The 16,482-nt window shown below is 65.5% G+C and carries 17 protein-coding genes; all 17 read left to right on the top strand.

All coding sequences use genetic code 11. The features are described 5' to 3' along the window. The first annotated feature begins 65 nt into the window (after positions 1-65). The 17 genes from tig to IPG97_01745 all read left to right on the top strand — a co-directional run bounded on the left by tig (position 66) and on the right by IPG97_01745 (position 16,474). Positions 66-800, top strand: a complete 735-nt coding sequence (gene tig, locus IPG97_01665) for a trigger factor (protein ID MBK6855292.1) — start codon at positions 66-68, stop codon at positions 798-800. Continuing rightward, the gene (locus IPG97_01670; GenBank protein ID MBK6855293.1) at positions 760-1,413 is read left to right on the top strand and encodes a hypothetical protein; all 654 of its coding nucleotides are present in this window, start codon (positions 760-762) and stop codon (positions 1,411-1,413) included. Before tig ends, IPG97_01670 begins: the two co-directional genes overlap by 41 nt. Positions 1,414-1,415: 2 nt before the next feature. Further along, positions 1,416-2,051: an ATP-dependent Clp protease proteolytic subunit gene (locus IPG97_01675; protein ID MBK6855294.1), complete on the top strand. Its 636-nt coding sequence runs from the start codon at positions 1,416-1,418 to the stop codon at positions 2,049-2,051. Between the two features lie 24 nt (positions 2,052-2,075). Next, the gene (gene clpX, locus IPG97_01680; GenBank protein MBK6855295.1) at positions 2,076-3,350 is read left to right on the top strand and encodes an ATP-dependent Clp protease ATP-binding subunit ClpX; all 1,275 of its coding nucleotides are present in this window, start codon (positions 2,076-2,078) and stop codon (positions 3,348-3,350) included. 229 nt (positions 3,351-3,579) lie between these two features. After that, positions 3,580-4,119 carry an amino acid transporter gene (locus IPG97_01685; protein ID MBK6855296.1) on the top strand — a complete coding sequence of 180 codons (540 nt, stop codon included), beginning with the start codon at positions 3,580-3,582 and terminating at the stop codon, positions 4,117-4,119. A gap of 83 nt (positions 4,120-4,202) precedes the next feature. Then, positions 4,203-5,501: a bifunctional folylpolyglutamate synthase/dihydrofolate synthase gene (locus tag IPG97_01690; GenBank protein ID MBK6855297.1), complete on the top strand. Its 1,299-nt coding sequence runs from the start codon at positions 4,203-4,205 to the stop codon at positions 5,499-5,501. A gap of 94 nt (positions 5,502-5,595) precedes the next feature. Beyond that, positions 5,596-6,564, top strand: coding sequence for a type I methionyl aminopeptidase (map, locus tag IPG97_01695; protein MBK6855298.1), 969 nt, complete (start codon positions 5,596-5,598; stop codon positions 6,562-6,564). 158 nt (positions 6,565-6,722) lie between these two features. After that, positions 6,723-7,136 (top strand): nucleoside-diphosphate kinase, encoded by a 414-nt coding sequence (gene ndk / locus IPG97_01700; GenBank protein ID MBK6855299.1) that lies wholly within the window; start codon positions 6,723-6,725, stop codon positions 7,134-7,136. A gap of 111 nt (positions 7,137-7,247) precedes the next feature. Next, complete coding sequence (locus IPG97_01705; GenBank protein MBK6855300.1) at positions 7,248-8,291, top strand: rod shape-determining protein; 1,044 nt, start codon at positions 7,248-7,250, stop codon at positions 8,289-8,291. Between the two features lie 105 nt (positions 8,292-8,396). Further along, on the top strand, positions 8,397-9,170 hold the full coding sequence (locus tag IPG97_01710) for a rod shape-determining protein MreC (protein ID MBK6855301.1): 774 nt from the start codon (positions 8,397-8,399) through the stop codon (positions 9,168-9,170). After that, positions 9,167-9,676, top strand: coding sequence for a rod shape-determining protein MreD (mreD, locus tag IPG97_01715; GenBank protein MBK6855302.1), 510 nt, complete (start codon positions 9,167-9,169; stop codon positions 9,674-9,676). Before IPG97_01710 ends, mreD begins: the two co-directional genes overlap by 4 nt. Beyond that, positions 9,673-9,825 (top strand): hypothetical protein, encoded by a 153-nt coding sequence (locus IPG97_01720; GenBank protein ID MBK6855303.1) that lies wholly within the window; start codon positions 9,673-9,675, stop codon positions 9,823-9,825. Before mreD ends, IPG97_01720 begins: the two co-directional genes overlap by 4 nt. Continuing rightward, entirely contained in the window at positions 9,798-11,900 is a 2,103-nt protein-coding gene (locus IPG97_01725) for a hypothetical protein (GenBank protein ID MBK6855304.1), read from the top strand. Before IPG97_01720 ends, IPG97_01725 begins: the two co-directional genes overlap by 28 nt. Further along, entirely contained in the window at positions 11,900-13,105 is a 1,206-nt protein-coding gene (rodA, locus tag IPG97_01730; GenBank protein MBK6855305.1) for a rod shape-determining protein RodA, read from the top strand. The genes IPG97_01725 and rodA overlap by 1 nt, the downstream gene beginning before the upstream one ends. 153 nt (positions 13,106-13,258) lie before the next feature. Then, positions 13,259-13,675: a fibronectin type III domain-containing protein gene (locus IPG97_01735; GenBank protein MBK6855306.1), complete on the top strand. Its 417-nt coding sequence runs from the start codon at positions 13,259-13,261 to the stop codon at positions 13,673-13,675. 80 nt (positions 13,676-13,755) lie between these two features. Next, positions 13,756-15,732, top strand: coding sequence for a TIGR03960 family B12-binding radical SAM protein (locus IPG97_01740; GenBank protein MBK6855307.1), 1,977 nt, complete (start codon positions 13,756-13,758; stop codon positions 15,730-15,732). A 10-nt stretch (positions 15,733-15,742) separates the two neighbouring features. After that, the gene (locus tag IPG97_01745; protein ID MBK6855308.1) at positions 15,743-16,474 is read left to right on the top strand and encodes a DUF2344 domain-containing protein; all 732 of its coding nucleotides are present in this window, start codon (positions 15,743-15,745) and stop codon (positions 16,472-16,474) included. Positions 16,475-16,482 lie beyond the last annotated feature (8 nt).

Here is a 16,482-nt window from a genome sequence, read left to right on the forward strand (position 1 = left end):
CGTGGGCTGATCGGTTTGTGCGGGTGCGGTGAGCCGGGCACGGCACCGGTACACTTCCGATCCTCATGAAGGCAACGGTTGAGCCCGTAGAGGGCAACAAGGTCAAGCTGACGGTCGAGGTCGACAGCGAAACGTTCGAGCGCGAGGTAGATGCGGCGTTCAAGCGCATCGCCCGTGAGGTGCGCATCCCGGGCTTCCGCCCCGGCAAGGCACCTCGCAAGCTGATAGAGGCCCGCATCGGGATCGAGGCGGCACGCGGGGATGCCATCGAGCACTCGGTTCCTCGCTTCTACTCAGAGGCGGTGCGAGACAACGAGGTCGATGTCATCGCCGCTCCCGAGTTCGACCTCACCTCCACGGTGGAAGATGCCCATCTGGCCTTCGAGGCCGTGGTCGAGGTGCGTCCCACCGTCAACCCGGCCGGGTACCAGTCCCTACGGGTCACCATCGACAACCCCGAGATCACCGACGAGGAGATCGAAGAGCAGGTCGAGCGCCTCCGCAACGGCTATGCGCAGCTCGAGTCGGTTGAACGCCCGGCCCAGAGCGGCGACGCCGTACTGATCGATGTGGTCGGCTCTCGAGACGGCGAGCCCCTCGAAGGTCTGGTGGCCGACGGCTACCTGTACGAGGTGGGCAGCGGCACCATCGTTCCCGAGCTGGACGAGAAGCTGGAAGGTGCCAGCGCCGACGATGTGCTGGAGTTCACCGCCGACCACCCCCGTCGAGGGCGAGGATCCCGTCGACTTCAAGGTGACCGTGACCGAGGTTCGCGAGAAGGTTCTGCCCGAACTGGATGACGACTTCGCGGCCGAGGCCACCGAGTTCGAGACCCTCGACGAACTTCGAGAAGACCTGCGGGCCCGCATCGCCCCGTTCAAGCGAGCCCAGTCGGTTGTGCAGCTCCGCAACCACACCGCTGACGCGCTGGCCGAACTGGTAGACGACGAGGCGCCCAAGCCCCTGGTCGACCAGGACCTCCAGCACCGTCTCGACGATCTGTTCGGTCGCCTTCAGGCCCAGGGCGTTTCCCCCGACCGCTACCTGGCGTCGCTCGAAGGCGGGCCTGAAACCTTCCTGGAAGACATGCGTGCCGCGTCGACCCGAGCGGTCAAGGCCAACCTGGCCCTGCGGGCCATCGTGGTCGAACAGGAGCTCGAGGTCACCGAAGAGGCCCTCGACCAGCAGTTCGAGATGTTGGCCGAGGGTTCGGGCCAAAAGCCGGCGCGGGTTCGCAAGGAGTTCGAGCGGACCGGTCAGATCTCGGCGCTACGCTCGGAGATGCGCAACCAACTTGCACTGGATTGGCTCATCGAACGGGTCGAACTGGTCGATGGGGATGGCAACGCCATCGACCGGGCGAAGTTGGATGCTCCCACCCAAGACGAGGGCTCCACGGAGGACGCCGAGTGACCATTCAGCCGGCCTACAACTACCTGGTTCCCACGGTCGTCGAGCAGACCAACCGGGGCGAGCGGGCCTTCGACCTGTACTCGCGGCTGCTGAAGGACAACATCATCTTCCTGGGCACCCCGATCGACGACACGATCGCCAACCTGGTGTGCGCCCAGCTCCTCCACCTCGAGTCGGAGAACCCCGACAAAGACATCAACATCTACATCAACAGCCCCGGTGGAGACATCACGGCGCTGTTCGCCATCTACGACACGATGCAGTACATCAAGGCTGACATCACCACCATTTGCTATGGCCAGGCGGCCTCGGCCGCGGCCGTTCTGCTGGCGGCGGGCACCAAGGGCAAGCGCCTGGCGCTTCCCCATGCTCGGGTCCTGTTGCACCAGCCGTGGGGGAGCGGATCGGGTCAGGCCACCGACATCGAGATCCAGGCCCGAGAGATCCTGCGCATGCGGGACCTCCTGGAAGACATCCTGGTGGAGCACACTGGTCAGCCCAAGGACAAGCTCAAACGTGACACGGACAGGGATTTCGTGCTGTCCGCGGAAGAAGCGAAGGAATACGGCATCATCGACGAGGTGATCTCCAATCGTGAGGTCGCCGACAAGAGCGGTCCGATCACGGCCGCTTCCTGACGATTCGACAAGGGGTAGGTCGCCGTGGCGAAGTTCGGAGACGGGGGCGAGCTCCTCAAGTGCTCCTTCTGCGGCAAGTCGCAGAAGCAGGTCAAGAAGCTCATCGCGGGTCCAGGGGTCTACATCTGCGACGAGTGCATCGACCTCTGCAACGAGATCATCGAAGAGGAGCTGTCGGAGACCTCCGAGCTCCAGTTCGACGAGCTGCCCAAGCCTCGCGAGATCTATGAGTTCCTGAACGAGTACATCATCGGTCAAGACATCGCCAAGAAGATCCTGGCCGTGGCGGTGTACAACCACTACAAGCGGGTGCAGGTGGGGGCGGCGTCGGGCCACGACGAGGTGGAGCTGGCCAAGTCCAACATCTTGCTCATCGGTCCCACCGGCTGTGGCAAGACGTTCCTGGCCCAGACCTTGGCCCGGATGCTCAACGTGCCGTTCGCCATCGCCGATGCCACCGCCCTCACCGAGGCCGGCTATGTCGGTGAGGACGTCGAGAACATCCTGCTCAAGCTGATCCAGGCCGCCGACTACGACGTGAAGAAGGCCGAGACCGGCATCATCTACATCGACGAGATCGACAAGGTGGCCCGCAAGGCCGAGAACCCCTCGATCACTCGAGATGTGTCGGGCGAGGGCGTGCAGCAGGCGCTGCTCAAGATCCTCGAGGGCACCACCGCATCGGTTCCACCCCAGGGGGGACGTAAGCACCCCCACCAAGAGTTCATCCAGATCGACACCACCAACATCTTGTTCATATGTGGAGGGGCCTTCGCCGGCATCGAGAAGATCATCGAGAGCCGGGCTGGAGCCAAGGGTGTCGGGTTCGGGGCCGATATTCGTCGTTCCGAGGACAAGGACATCGGCAACCTGCTGGGTCAGCTCATGCCCGAGGATCTGCACAAATTCGGGCTGATCCCCGAGTTCATCGGTCGTCTGCCGGTGGTGGGTGTGGTCGACAACCTCGATCGTGATGCGCTGGTGCGGATCTTGGTCGAGCCGCGCAACGCCTTGGTCAAGCAGTACCAACGGTTCTTCGAATTGGAGAACGTCACTCTCGAGCTCACCGACGATGCCCTCGAGGCCATTGCTGATCAGGCCATCCTCCGTTCCACCGGCGCCCGTGGCCTGCGGGCGATCCTGGAAGAGGTGCTGCTCGACGTCATGTACGACCTTCCCAGTCGTACCGACATCGAGAAGTGCGTGATCGATGCCAAGGTGGTGCTGGAGAAGGTGAACCCAACGCTGGTTCCCCGTCAGCCCACTCGCACGTCACGTCCCCGACGCGCCGCATCCTGATTCGATTCAGACCCCGCTCGTCGGTAGGTCTAGCCATGCCGTACTTATGTGTCGGCTCACCGACCAGCTCGCCTCTTGGCGCCTTGGCGTCGGTCTGAGCCTGCGGCGGTCCAGCCGCGCAGAATGCTCCACCAATCGTACGCAGAGTGCTAGAATTCTGGGTGCACCACGCAGAGCGTTTTGATTGTCGGCTCCCGCGGGGTGTCCAACTCCCCCGAACGATCGAGCGTTGAACCAGGAGGCGTGTTTCGCCATGGCCATGGAAGCTCAGGATGTGCTGGATGTGCTCGAGGTGCTGGCCGAGGCCGGTGTCTCGCCCACCCTCGAAGGCGGGTGGGGCGTAGAGGCCCTGCTCGGCGCCCAACATCGGGACCACGCCGACGTCGATCTGGTGATCGACCTGCGGGAGGTGAAGCCCGCAGTGCAGGCCCTCGCCGAGGTCGGTTTCGACGTGGTCGACCACGACGGAGTGTCGAGCGTCCGCCTCGGTGATAGCTACGAACGGGTCATCGACCTGCGGTCGGTGTCCAGCGACCATCACGGCAACGCCTGGGTGGCGTCTCGAGACCCAGAGGTCGGTCCGCCCGACTTCCCGGCTGAGAGCTTCACCTACGGCTGGGTCGCTGGTCGCCAGGTGCCATGCCTCAGCCCTGACGTTCTGGCTGCCCTCCATCGTGGCTATGAACCCACCGAGATCGACCGCGAAGACGTTCTACGTCTGGGCGAACGGTTCAACACCCCGGTTCCGGCCGAGTTTCGCCGCTACTGAACCTGGCCCCGGTCGGCTGGTGAGCCGATCGGGCCCCACTCGACCGTAGGCCCCGACGTGGAGGCCGGTAGCGTGGATCCACCGTGAACCTCCACGCCGCCCTCGCCTACCTCGATCAGCACACCAACCTCGAAGCCACCGCTGGCCGGGCCGAAGGCCTGTCGCTGGACCGTATGGCCAAGTTGGTTCATGCCCTCGGCGACCCTCAGGGCGCCTATCGGGTGATCCACATCACGGGCACCAACGGCAAGGGGTCGGTGGCGCGGATGTGCACGGCTCTGCTCGAAGCGGCCGGGCTGTCGGTTGGGACCTACACCAGCCCCCACCTCGAATCCCTCAACGAGCGGATCTCGTGGAACGGTGAGCCCATCGACGACGACGCCCTGGCCGCCAGCATTGCCTCGGTGGCCGCGGTGGAACCGCTGGTCGGGATCACGCCCAGCTACTTCGAGATCATGACCGCGGCTGCCTTCACCTACTTCGCCGACGTGGCCGTCGACGTGGCGGTCATAGAGGTGGGAATGCTCGGTCGCTACGACGCCACCAACGTGGTTGATGCCGATGTGGCCGTGCTCACCAACATCTCCCGGGACCACACCGACGGGGTGGGGGAGTGGCGCCAGGCCATAGCCGAGGAGAAGGTCGGCATCGTCAAGGCGGGATCCACCTTCGTGTGTGGCGAAACTGGAGAGGACCTGCGCCCGTTGCTCTCGTCGACCGATGCCGAGGCCACCTGGTGGCGGGGCGAGGAGTTCGACTGCGATCAGGAGCTGCTCGCCCTCGGAGGCCGGTCGGTTTCGTTGAGGACTCCGTTCGGGTCCGTCGAGGACGTCTTTGTGCCATTGCACGGCGAGCACCAGAGCCAGAACGCGGCGGTGGCCCTGGCCGCGGTGGAAGCGTTCTTCCAGCGTCAGTTGGATGAGTCTGTGGTTGTTGAGGGGTTCGCTTCGGTGAAGGTCCCCGGACGCTTCGAGGTGGTGCTGCGCGAACCCACGGTGATCCTCGACGGGGCCCACAACCTCGAGGGCGCGCGGGCCTGCGCCGAGACCCTGCACCGCGAGTTCACCTTGGGAGGCACCATCGTGATGGTGGTCGGGTTCTTGGAGGGCCGTGATCCGCTCGAGATGCTGACCGCTATGGGGGCAGCTGAGGCTGGTCTGCTGGTGGCATGCACCCCCGACTCGCCCCGCGCCATCCCAGCACCGGTGGTGGCAGCCGCGGCCGATTCCCTCGGGGTGGTGGCCGAGGCGGTCGGCTCGGTGGAGGATGCGGTACGCAGGGCCATGGCGGTGGCGAGCCCCGACGATCTCATCCTGATGAGCGGCTCGTTGTACGTGGTGGGAGCGGCCCGCACCGCGCTGCGATCCGAGGTGGACCTTTGATTACCGACATGACCCAACCCGGAGGACCGTCGTGAAACCGTCGTCGACTTCAACCCAGACCGTTGGTGGCCAGCGGCCGCCGGCGTTGTCGAAGATGAAGCCCAACGATCCTTGCTTCTGCGGAAGCGGGCTCAAGTTCAAGCGTTGCCACAAGTCGACCACCGATCGGGTGATTCCGGGCCCGATCAGTGCCCAGCGTTCGGTACCCGCAGACATCGCCCGACCTCACTATGCCGAGTTCGGGGGCACCGACGACCGCGACGAGCCCATGGTCAAAGACGCCGACGTGTTGGCGCGGATGCGTCGCACCGGGGCGGCGGCGGCCGAGATCCTGCGGACGGTAGGTGCGGCTATCGCCCCCGGAGTCACCACCGATGAGCTCGACGTGTTGTGCCACGACCTCTGCGTGGAGGCTGGCGGGTATCCCAGCCCGCTCAACTACGGCACCTCACCGCCGTTCCCCAAATCGGTCTGCACCTCGGTCAACGAGGTGATCTGTCACGGGATCCCCGATGGGCGGGCCCTGCGCGACGGTGACATCGTCAACCTCGACGTCACCCTGTTCCGGGAAGGCGTGCACGGCGACACCAACGCCACGTGGGAGGTCGGGACCGTCGACCCCGAGTCCAGGCGGCTCATCGAGGTCACCAAGCAGAGCCTGTGGCGGGGCATCCAAGCCGTGCAGCCTGGCCAGCCTGTCTCCGACATCGGTCTGGCCATCCAGACCCACGCCGAAGCCAACGGGTTCAGCGTGGTTCGGGCCTTCGTGGGCCACGGGGTGGGAACCGAGTTCCACACCCGCCCCGAGATCCTCCACTACTTCCATCCCCGCAACGACACGGTGATGGAGGTGGGGATGACCTTCACCATCGAGCCGATGATCGCGGTGGGGGCATGGCAGCACCAGCTCTGGGATGACGGTTGGACGGCGTCCACCGTGGACGGAAAGCGCACCGCCCAGTTCGAGCACACCATGGTCGTGACCGAATCCGGCGCCGAGCTGCTCACCCTTCGCCCCGACGGGCAATGGTCGGGCTCGGGTGGCGACCCAGAAGCATCCTGATCTGGCCGCTGGCCCCGTTTGTGGTCCTTGGGAGCCGGGCATCGGCAGACGTCGTACCGCTGCTTCTAGGCGCAGTCGGCTCGATGACGTCGACCCCGCGCCGGCTCCGATGGCGCGTTTGGTCCTTCGGTCGGGGCCACCGGTAGCGTGCCACCCCTATGACCAACCAGACCTTCATCATGTGCAAGCCCGACGCCGTGGAGCGGGGGCTCGTCGGCGAGATCGTGTCGCGCATCGAGCGCAAGGGTCTGCGTCTGGTGGCCGCCGAGCTGCGCACCGCGGATCGGGCCCTGGCCGAGGCTCACTACGCTGAGCACGCCGACAAGCCCTTCTTCGGCGAGCTGGTCGACTTTCTCACCCGGTCTCCCGTGTTCGCCATGATCGTGGAGGGCCCGAGCGACAACACCTGGGAGTTGGGGCGGATCCTGATCGGCAAAACCCAGGTCACCGAGGCCCAGCCCGGGTCGATCCGGGGTGATTTCGCCACCACCACCAACGAGAACCTCGTGCACGGATCCGATGGCCCCGAGTCTGCGGCCCGCGAGATCGCGCTCTGGTTCCCTGGTCGTTGACCTTCGGGTCCGGCCCGGTTAGACGATCCGGGCCGGTATCCACCACCTGAACCACAACATCTGGTAGAGGGTGATTGTTGCAGTTCCTTTACGACGGCTAGCATGACGTCGATGTCGAACGAGAACCCGTTCACTGCGATCATGGGCCGGGACATGGCGGTGGATCTGGGTACCGCCAACACCCTCGTTTACGTGCGGGGACGTGGGATCGTGCTCAACGAGCCCTCGGTGGTGGCGGTCAACGTCAAAGACGGCCGTCCGTTGGCGGTGGGCCTCGAGGCCAAGCGGATGATCGGGCGCACACCGGCTCACATCCAGGCCATCCGCCCCCTCAAAGACGGCGTCATCGCCGACTTCGAGATCTGCGAGAAGATGCTGCGGTACTTCATCCACCGGGTGCATCAGCGCCGGTGGGCCAAGCCCCGCATGGTCATCTGCGTTCCGTCGGGCATCACCGGCGTGGAGCAGCGTGCCGTCCGAGAGGCCGCCGAGTACGCCGGGGCCCGCAAGCCCGCCTACATCATCGAAGAACCAATGGCCGCCGCCATCGGTGCCGGCCTTCCGGTGCAAGAACCGGCTGGCAACATGATCGTCGACATCGGCGGTGGGACCACCGAGGTGGCGGTGATCTCCCTGGGTGGCATCGTGTCGAGCCAGTCGGTTCGGGTCGGTGGAGACGAACTGGACGACGCCATCATCCAGTTCATCAAGAAGGAATACAGCCTGGCCCTGGGCGAGCGCACGGCCGAAGAGGTGAAGATCGCCCTCGGTTCGGCCTGGGCGCTGCAAGAAGAACTGCACGCCGAGATCCGCGGACGAGACCTGATCACCGGTCTTCCCAAGACCATCGTGACCACCACCGAAGAGATCCGCGAGGCCATCGAGGAGCCGGTGGCGGCCATTTGTGACGCCGTCAAGGTCACCTTGGACAAGACCCCGCCAGAGCTTGCCGCCGACATCATGGAGACCGGGATCGTTCTGGCTGGAGGCGGCGCACTTCTGCACGGCCTCGATGCCCGCCTCACCCATGAGACGGGGATGCCCATCGTGATCGCGCCCAATCCTTTGGACTGCGTGGCGATAGGTTCAGGGCAGTCGCTGGAGGAGTTCGAGGCCCTCAAGGGCGTTCTGTTCTCCGCCAACTCCCTGCACTGACCCGGCTGTCGGCCGGACCGTCTCCGTCTCCGCTCTCCCCCCACTGGTTTCTTGGCCTTCCCCCGCCGTTCGTCGAGCACACCGCGTTCTCGAGCCACCTTCGGGTTGCTGCTCCTGACCGCGGTGTCGCTGCTGGTGCTCGACCTGCCCGGTACCGGGCCGTTGCGGCCGATCCGCAACGTGTTGGCCAGCGTCTTCAGCCCGGTCCGTTCGGGGGCCGATGCCATGTTGGAGCCGTTCTCCAACGGCTGGAAGGGCGCCTTCGGGTACGGGGACCTGAAGGACGAGAACGACCGATTGCGAGCGGAGCTGGCGGCGGTGGCCGGCCAAGAAGCCGACATAGCGCGCCTGAAAGCCAAGGTCCGTGACCTGGAACGACTCAACGGTGTGACGGTGGAGGGTCTCCGGCTGCTAACCGCCGAGGTGGTGTCGGCTCCGCTCAGTAACTTCGACCAGTCGGTGGAGATAGACCAGGGCAGCGGTGACGGGGTCAAAGCTGGCATGGCGGTGGTGACCACCGGCAACGCTGTGTACGGTCGGATCAAGACCACCAGCGGCGGCCGCTCGACGGTCACGCTGATAACCACGGCCGACTTCCAGGTCGGGGTGCGCCTGGCCGACGGAACCCGTGCCGTGGCTCAGGGCCAGGGCCGCAATCGGCCATTGCTCATCGATTCGGTGGAGGTCAACCGGGCCAAGGTGGGGGACTGGGTCTACACCAGCGGTGTGGAACGATCACCGTTCCCCAAGGACCTCAAGATCGGCAAGGTGACCAAGGTCGACGTCGTGCCCGGTCAGGGCACGACCCTGGAGGTGGAGCCGCTGGCAGACTTGGCCTCGGTCTACGTGAAGGTCGTGTTGAAGGATCCGCCAAAGTGATTCCGGCCCGCCTGGGAGCGGTGGTCTTCACCGCTCTCGTGCTCCAGGTCTCGCTCTTCTCGCGCTTCTCCTTCGATGGGGCGCGGCCCGATGTGATGATCCTGGTGGCGGTGGTCGGTGGCTTCGTGTGCGGCGCCGACCGTGGCGCGGTAATCGGGTTCACCGCCGGGTTGGCATATGACCTGGTGCTGTCGACCCCGCTGGGGCTGTCGGCGTTCGTCTACACCCTGGTTGGCTACACGGTCGGGGCGGTGGCTTCCTCGGTGGTGCGTTCCGCGCCCTGGATCGGCCCGGTCGTGGTGGCCCTCGGTTCCGCCGCGGGCATGGTCCTGTACGCACTGGTGGCCGAGGTGCTGGGCCAGGCCGCGTTCTCCGGGCCGCCCCTCACCGCTATCGTCGTCGTGGTAGCGGCGGTCAACACCGTCCTGGCACCGATCGTGGTGCGGGCCATGCGTTGGGCCCGCCAAGACGAGGCCGACGCCCGTCACCCCTACTTCCTCCGATGACCACTCCCGACCACCGGCACCGCCTCGGAATCCTGGCCGTGGCTGCCCTGTCTCTGTTCGGGGCGTTGTTCGCCCGGCTGTGGATCCTCCAGGTGGTCGAGGGGGTGGATGCTGGCGTCAGGTGGCCAACAACGCCACCCGAACCGTGATCATCCCCGCGCCTCGGGGGCGGATCCTGGACCGACACAACGTCGTCATGGTCGACAACCGGGTGTCGGTGGTGGTGGCCATCGACTGGCAGCAGTACCGAGATCTAGATGAGTCCGTGCAGAAGGCCATGCTCGAACGTCTGGCCTCGGTGCTGAGCCGTGACCCGAGCGCGGATGGCGAAGGCGGGGCCGACAGCGAGGTAGATGCCGAGGTCGATGAGACCGAAGGTGGACAAGGCGACCAAGACGAACAAGGCGACCAAGACGAACAAGGCGACCAAGGCGACGGCAGCGGTGAGGAAGCCGATGCCGGGCCAGCTCGACCGGCGGTGGACGTGAAGTTCCTCGAGCGCCGTCTCAACGACAGCAGGTTCAACCACTTCCGGCCGATACCGGTGGCTAAGGACATCCCGGTGGAAACCGAGATCTTCCTGAGCGAACAGGCCCACTTGTTCCCAGCGGTGGTCGTGGAACGTCAGACCGTTCGTGCCTACCCCTACGGTTCCCTGGCCGCTCACCTCCTCGGCTACGTCGGGCCTCTGTCTGATGAACAGTGGGCCGCCTTCGACGAGAAGAACGACCCGGACAAGCCCTACGAACAGGCCGATGAGATCGGCAAGTCAGGGGTGGAAGCCACCTACGAGCAGTACCTGCGAGGTACGCCGGGCCGGCAGGTGTTCGAGGTCGACAGCGCGGGACGGATCGTGCGGGAGTTGATCGATCAGCGGGTGGATCCTCGACCCGGCGACGACGTTCACCTGTCGATCGACATCCGCATCCAGTACAAGACCGAAGAAGCCTTGGCGGCCCAACTGGCCCGGTCGGGTTCCCGGGCCACCTCGGGGGCCGCGGTGGTGGTCGACCCTCGCAACGGACAGGTTCGGGCCATGGCCTCGTGGCCGACCTATGACCCCGCCGAGCTGGTGGGAGGCATCAGCCAGGACCTGTGGGCCGAGCTCACCGACCCAGAGACCAAGGTGTTGTCCAACCGTGCCATCCAGGAGGCCTATCCGGCGGCATCGACGTTCAAGCTGGCGTCCAGCTATGCCGCGCTGAGCCTGGGCATCATCGAACCCGATGTGGCGGTGGCAGACCCCGGCACCCACCAGCTCTGCAACCCACCCCGCAACACCGATGGCTGCCTCAAGAAGAACTCGGGCGGCGGAGCCGGTCACGGCTACATCACCCTGCCCACCGCGCTCACGGTGTCGAGCGACGTCTACTACTACAAGATCGGTGAGGCGGCGTACTACCTCAGCGCCAACGGCGATGTCGCCGAGGACGCCTTTCAACAGGAGATCATGAAGCTCGGTTACGGGGCTCGCACCGGCATCGACCTGACCGGTGAGAGCGCTGGCCGGGTGCCGACGCCCGAGAGCAACCGTCAGCTCGCCGACTCCTTGTGGGAGCGCAGCCGGGACAACTACGACAACGACGAGGCGTCGTGGCAGGACGCCCGGCGTTGGAAGGTCGGCTACAGCGCCGATGTGGCCATCGGCCAGTTCGACACGTTGGTCACGCCCCTCCAGTCGGCCATGGCCTACAGCGCCCTGGCCAACGCCGAGGGCCGGCTTTACCGGCCGTCGGTGCTGAGCCACGTGGCGCGGGCCAACAGTGCGGTGCTGGTCGAGCCGTTCGAGGCGGTCATCACCCGCACCATCGACTGGCGGGATTGGCGACCGGCTTTCCTCCAAGGGTTCGCAGGCGTCACTCAGTCCCCGTCGGGAACCGCCTACAGCACCTTCTCATCCTTCCCGATGAGCACGTTCGCGGTGTCGGGCAAGACCGGTACCGCCGAGGTCGGCGATGGAGACGACCAGAAGCGGGACAACTCGCTGTTCGTGGCCTACGGGCCCAACCCCGACAACACTCTGGTGGTGTCGGTGATGATCGAGGGTGGCGGTTTCGGTTCACAATCAGCAGCGCCCGCCACCTACATGATCCTCGAACCGATCGCGTCCGGCGAGATCGTCCAGGATGAACCGGGCGGCTTCGAGGTCCCACGTCGCGGCTACATCGATGCCGATACCGCGGCGGCGAGGACCGATTCCATCGGCCAGGGCGGTGCGGACTGATGGCTGCCACCCGGTATCGCCCCCGCACCCCGCCCCCGAGAGCGGGAGGCACCTCGACCACCAGCCGCCCGATGGCGAGCTTCCGGACCAATCCGGCGTCGCCGTTGCGCCACGTCGACTGGGTGCTGGTGGCCGCGGTGGGTGTGGTGACCACCTTCGGGGCCCTGATGGTCTACAGCGTTACCCGTGGTCCGGTGCCGCCCTATGACACCAGCTTCGTCAAGCGGGTGGTCATGTTCATGATCATCGGCGCGGTGTTGATGGTGGGCACCGCCCTCTTCGACTACCGGAGGCTGCGGGATTACTGGCCCTTCATCTACGGGGGGTCGGTTCTGTTGTTGTTGTTGGTTCTGATCCCCGGGGTGGGTGAGAGCCGCAGCGGTACACAGGGCTGGTTCCAGATCGGACCGTTCCAGCTCCAGCCTTCTGAGATGGCCAAGCTCGGCATGATCGTCGGGTTCGCGGGCCTGGCCTCTCAGTTCCGCGGTGATCTCGACAACACCCGGGTGCTGATGCTGCTAGGGCTGTGTGGCTTGCCGATGGGCTTGGTCATGCTCCAGCCCGACCTCGGGACCACGCTGGTCTCGGTGCCGGTGGCGTTCGCCCTGCTGCTGGTGTCGGGGGTTCGGCCTCGCCTGCTCGGCGTCTTGGCCTTGGGGGCGGTGGTGGTCACCACGTTGGTGCTGACATCAGGCGTTCTCAAGGATTATCAGGTGGCCCGGCTCACCACCTATGTCCGTCAAGACCAGGCCGCCACCTCGGAAAGGGAGGAGAAGGCCCGATACAACCTCGAACAGGCCAAGTTGGCCATCGGGTCGGGCGGGTTCACCGGTCAGGGCCTGTTCAACGGAACTCAGACCAACAACGCCTTCGTACCCGAACAGCGCACCGACTTCATCTTCACCGCGGTGGGTGAGCAGCTCGGCTTCTTGGGTGGGGCAGGGCTGATCGCCGGCCTCGGTGTGATCGCGTGGCGGGTGTGGAGAACCGCTCAGTTGGCCCGTGACGACTTCGGGATGTTGTTGTGTACGGGGATCATGGTGATGATCGTCATCCAGAGCTTCGAGAACATCGGCATGACCATCGGCATCATGCCCATCACCGGCATCCCTCTCCCGTTCATGAGCTATGGCGGCTCGGCGCTGCTCACCATGTGCCTGAGCATCGGCCTGGTCCTGAGCGTCCACATGCGCCGCTTCACCTGACCCGCCACGCCAGCACTAGTCCAACCTCTTTTCGGAGCTCATCCGAAGGCCGCGAGTCGCAGCGTGGTCGCGTTGCCACTGTACGTGTCTCAGGTAGTGTGGTTGGCACGGCCGAGTTGTTGGCCGCCGGCAGTTTTTCGGAGGAGCTGAGCTGTGAAGAAGTTTCTTGTGGCCTTGACCATTGCGGTTCTGGCAGTCGTCGCGAGCGCGTGCGCCCCGACCTTTCCGGCAGGATCACAGGTCACTGCATCGGACAGCTACCTTGGTACGGACGTTGAATGGTCATTGGCGGATCCGCCGGACGAGGGGGGCTACATCTCCGAGTACCGGATTGATGTGGACGGAGTTGAGGTGGCTCGGGTTTCCGGCTACACCAGTGCATGCACTCTCGTGGGCCTAGACCCGTTGACCGAATACGTAATGTCAGTCACGGCCTACGACGGCAACGGTGCATGGAGCGGGGGCTTCAGCGGCGACTACGCAGCTATTGGTACGCTCACCGTCAACCACACAACCTCGGAGTACGCGGTAGAGGGCCCCTTGGACTGCATCTACGGTGACCCCATGTGAGGTGCGTCCGTCGCATCCCGCTTGGCCATGGAGGAAGATGAAGCCGAGGCCGATTGCGGGCCGATAGAATCCCGGCCGTCATGACTGTGTGGAACCGGCTCGAGCCGTTGCTCGGGAAGGTCCAGAAGCCAGCCCGCTACATCGGTTGCGAAGACGGTGCCCAGACCCCTGAGCACCGTCCCGAGGCGGCGGCCTGGTTGCTGGGCTACCCCGACACCTACGAGATCGGTCTCCCCAACCAGGGTCTTCAGATCCTGCGGGAGATCATCAACGAACACCCGTTGGGGGTGGCCGAGCGCACCTACGCGCCGTGGACCGATCTCGAAGAGCTGATGCGGTTGGAGGGTGTCCCGTTGTTCTCGGTAGACAGCCACCGTGCCGCCGCCGACTTCGACATCATGGCCTTCAACCTGTCGGCCGAGCTCACGTACACCAACCTGGTGAACCTGATCGACCTGGCCGGGGTACCGATCCGCTCGGTCGACCGTGAACCTGGACACCTCCTCATCGGGGTCGGTGGACACTGCACATACAACCCCGAGCCCATCGCCGATTTCGTCGATTTCGTGGTGCTGGGCGACGGCGAAGAGGTGGTCGGCGAGATCACCGAGGTGGTGGCGGCCTGGAGGGTTGCCGGAAAGCCCGACCGCCTAGGTGTTCTGCGAGACCTGGCCGGAATCGCCGGTGTGTACGTGCCGTCGCTGTACGAGGCCATCTACGACGCTGATGGCCGTCTCGTCGAGACCGTTCCGCTCGATTCGGCGGCCCCGCCCGTCGTCGAGAAGCGGACGCTGCCCGACCTGGCTGAATGGCCCTATCCGCGCCAGCAACTGGTACCGCTGACCGAGGTGGTGCACGACCGCCTGAACGTCGAGGTGTTCCGGGGATGCACCCGGGGTTGTCGGTTCTGTCAGGCCGGCATGATCACCCGCCCCGTTCGGGAACGGCCCGCCGACCAGGTCCGGACCATGGTGGCCGACGGGCTCAGGCGGACCGGGTACGACGAGGTGGCCCTCACGTCGCTCTCTACGGCCGACTTCTCGGGGATCGAACAGGTGGTCAGCGAGACCGTCAACGATCCGGAGTTCGGCGGCCAGGTGTCGGTGTCGCTGCCGTCGTTGCGGGTAGATGCCTTCACGGTGGGCATCGCCGGGCAGATCGGCAAGGCCCGACGCACCGGCCTCACGTTCGCTCCCGAGGCGGGTACCTGGCGCATGCGCCAGGTCATCAACAAGCTGGTGCGAGAAGAGGACCTCTACGCCGCGGTGCGCTCGGCCTACTCCCAGGGCTGGCGGCGCATGAAGCTCTACTTCCTCACCGGGCTGCCCACCGAGACCGACGAGGACACGCTGGGCATCGCCAGCCTGGCCCGCAACGTGGTCGCCATCGGTCGGGAGTATCACAAGAGCCCATCGGTCACGATCAGCGTCGGTGGTTTCGTGCCGAAGGCGTTCACGCCGTTCCAATGGTTCGGGCAGAACACCCAAGAGGAGCTACGGCGCAAGATCAACCTGCTGCGTGACGAGCTTCGTCGCGACCATGCCGTCAAGCTCAAGTGGCACGACCCTCGGGCCTCGGCAGCCGAGGGCATCGTCAGCCGGGGCGATAGACGGCTGGGTGCGGTGATCGAGGACGTTTGGCGCCATGGCGGCACCTTCCAGGAATGGACCGAGAAGTTCGACCTCCAGTTTTGGCTGGACGCCCTCGAGCGCCAAGGCCTGACCCTGGAGCAGTACGTCTATCGCCATCGTGAAGAGCACGAGGCGTTGCCTTGGGATCACATCTCGGCGGGCCTGCACCGGGACTTCTTGTGGATGGAGTGGCGCGATGCCCTCAACGAGGTCGGCCTCGAAGACTGTCGCTGGACCCCTTGCTACGACTGCGGCGCCTGCACCGGTTACGGCGTGGAGCACGTGGTGGCCTCGGCGGTTCCCCCCGCTGGTGGATCCCAGGGCACCGGTCAGGATCTGACCGTCGGGGGCGAGGTCCCCGTAACCCTGCTGGCCACCCGGCCTGCCCGGTCCGATGCCGCGGTCGCTGCCGGTGCGAGCGGGTGAGACCGCGGCGATGAGAATCAGGATCCGCTTCCAGAAGGTGGGCAAGATCCGCTGGACCAGTCACCGTGACCTGGCCCGAGTGTGGGAGCGCGCCATCCGCCGGGTCGGTCTGCCGGTGGCGTACTCCCAGGGGTTCTCGCCCCGACCGCGGATGCACTTCGGTTTGGCCCTGTCGACCGGTCACGAGTCGCTGGCCGAGTACCTGGACGTGGACATAGACACCGAAGCTCCCAACGCTCCAGCCGAGTCCGACCTGGACGGTCTCGTGTCACCACTGACCGACGCGCTGCCCGTTGGGATAGACGTCACCGCCATCGGGGTCATCTCGACCTCGTTGGAGTCGCTCCAACAGGCGGTGGTGAGCTGTTCTTGGGAGGTGGAGCTCCGCGGTGCCTCACCTTCGGCCGCGGCCGAGGCCATCGAACGTGCCTTGGCTGCAGACGAGATCTCGGTCACCCGTGAACGCAAGGGCAAGTCGGTGACCGACGACGTCCGCCCGTACCTTCTCGATCTTTCCGTCGTCGGTCCTACCGATGCCGGAACCCAGATTCGTGCCCACCTGGCCACCCAGCCACGCGGTCTGCGTATCGGCGAGCTCATCGCCGTGCTCGACCCCGCGTGGGAGGAAGGCCGGGTGCGGCGCACCAACCAGTGGATGCTGCTCGACGGCGCCCGGCATGAACCCCTCGAGGTTCGTGCCGAGGCCGCGTCGGCGCCGCACGCCGAGGCGCGTGCGTCATGAGAGAGGAT

The organism is Microthrixaceae bacterium (assembly GCA_016702505.1).
In the GTDB taxonomy this organism is placed as follows: Bacteria; Actinomycetota; Acidimicrobiia; order Acidimicrobiales; family Iamiaceae; genus Aquihabitans.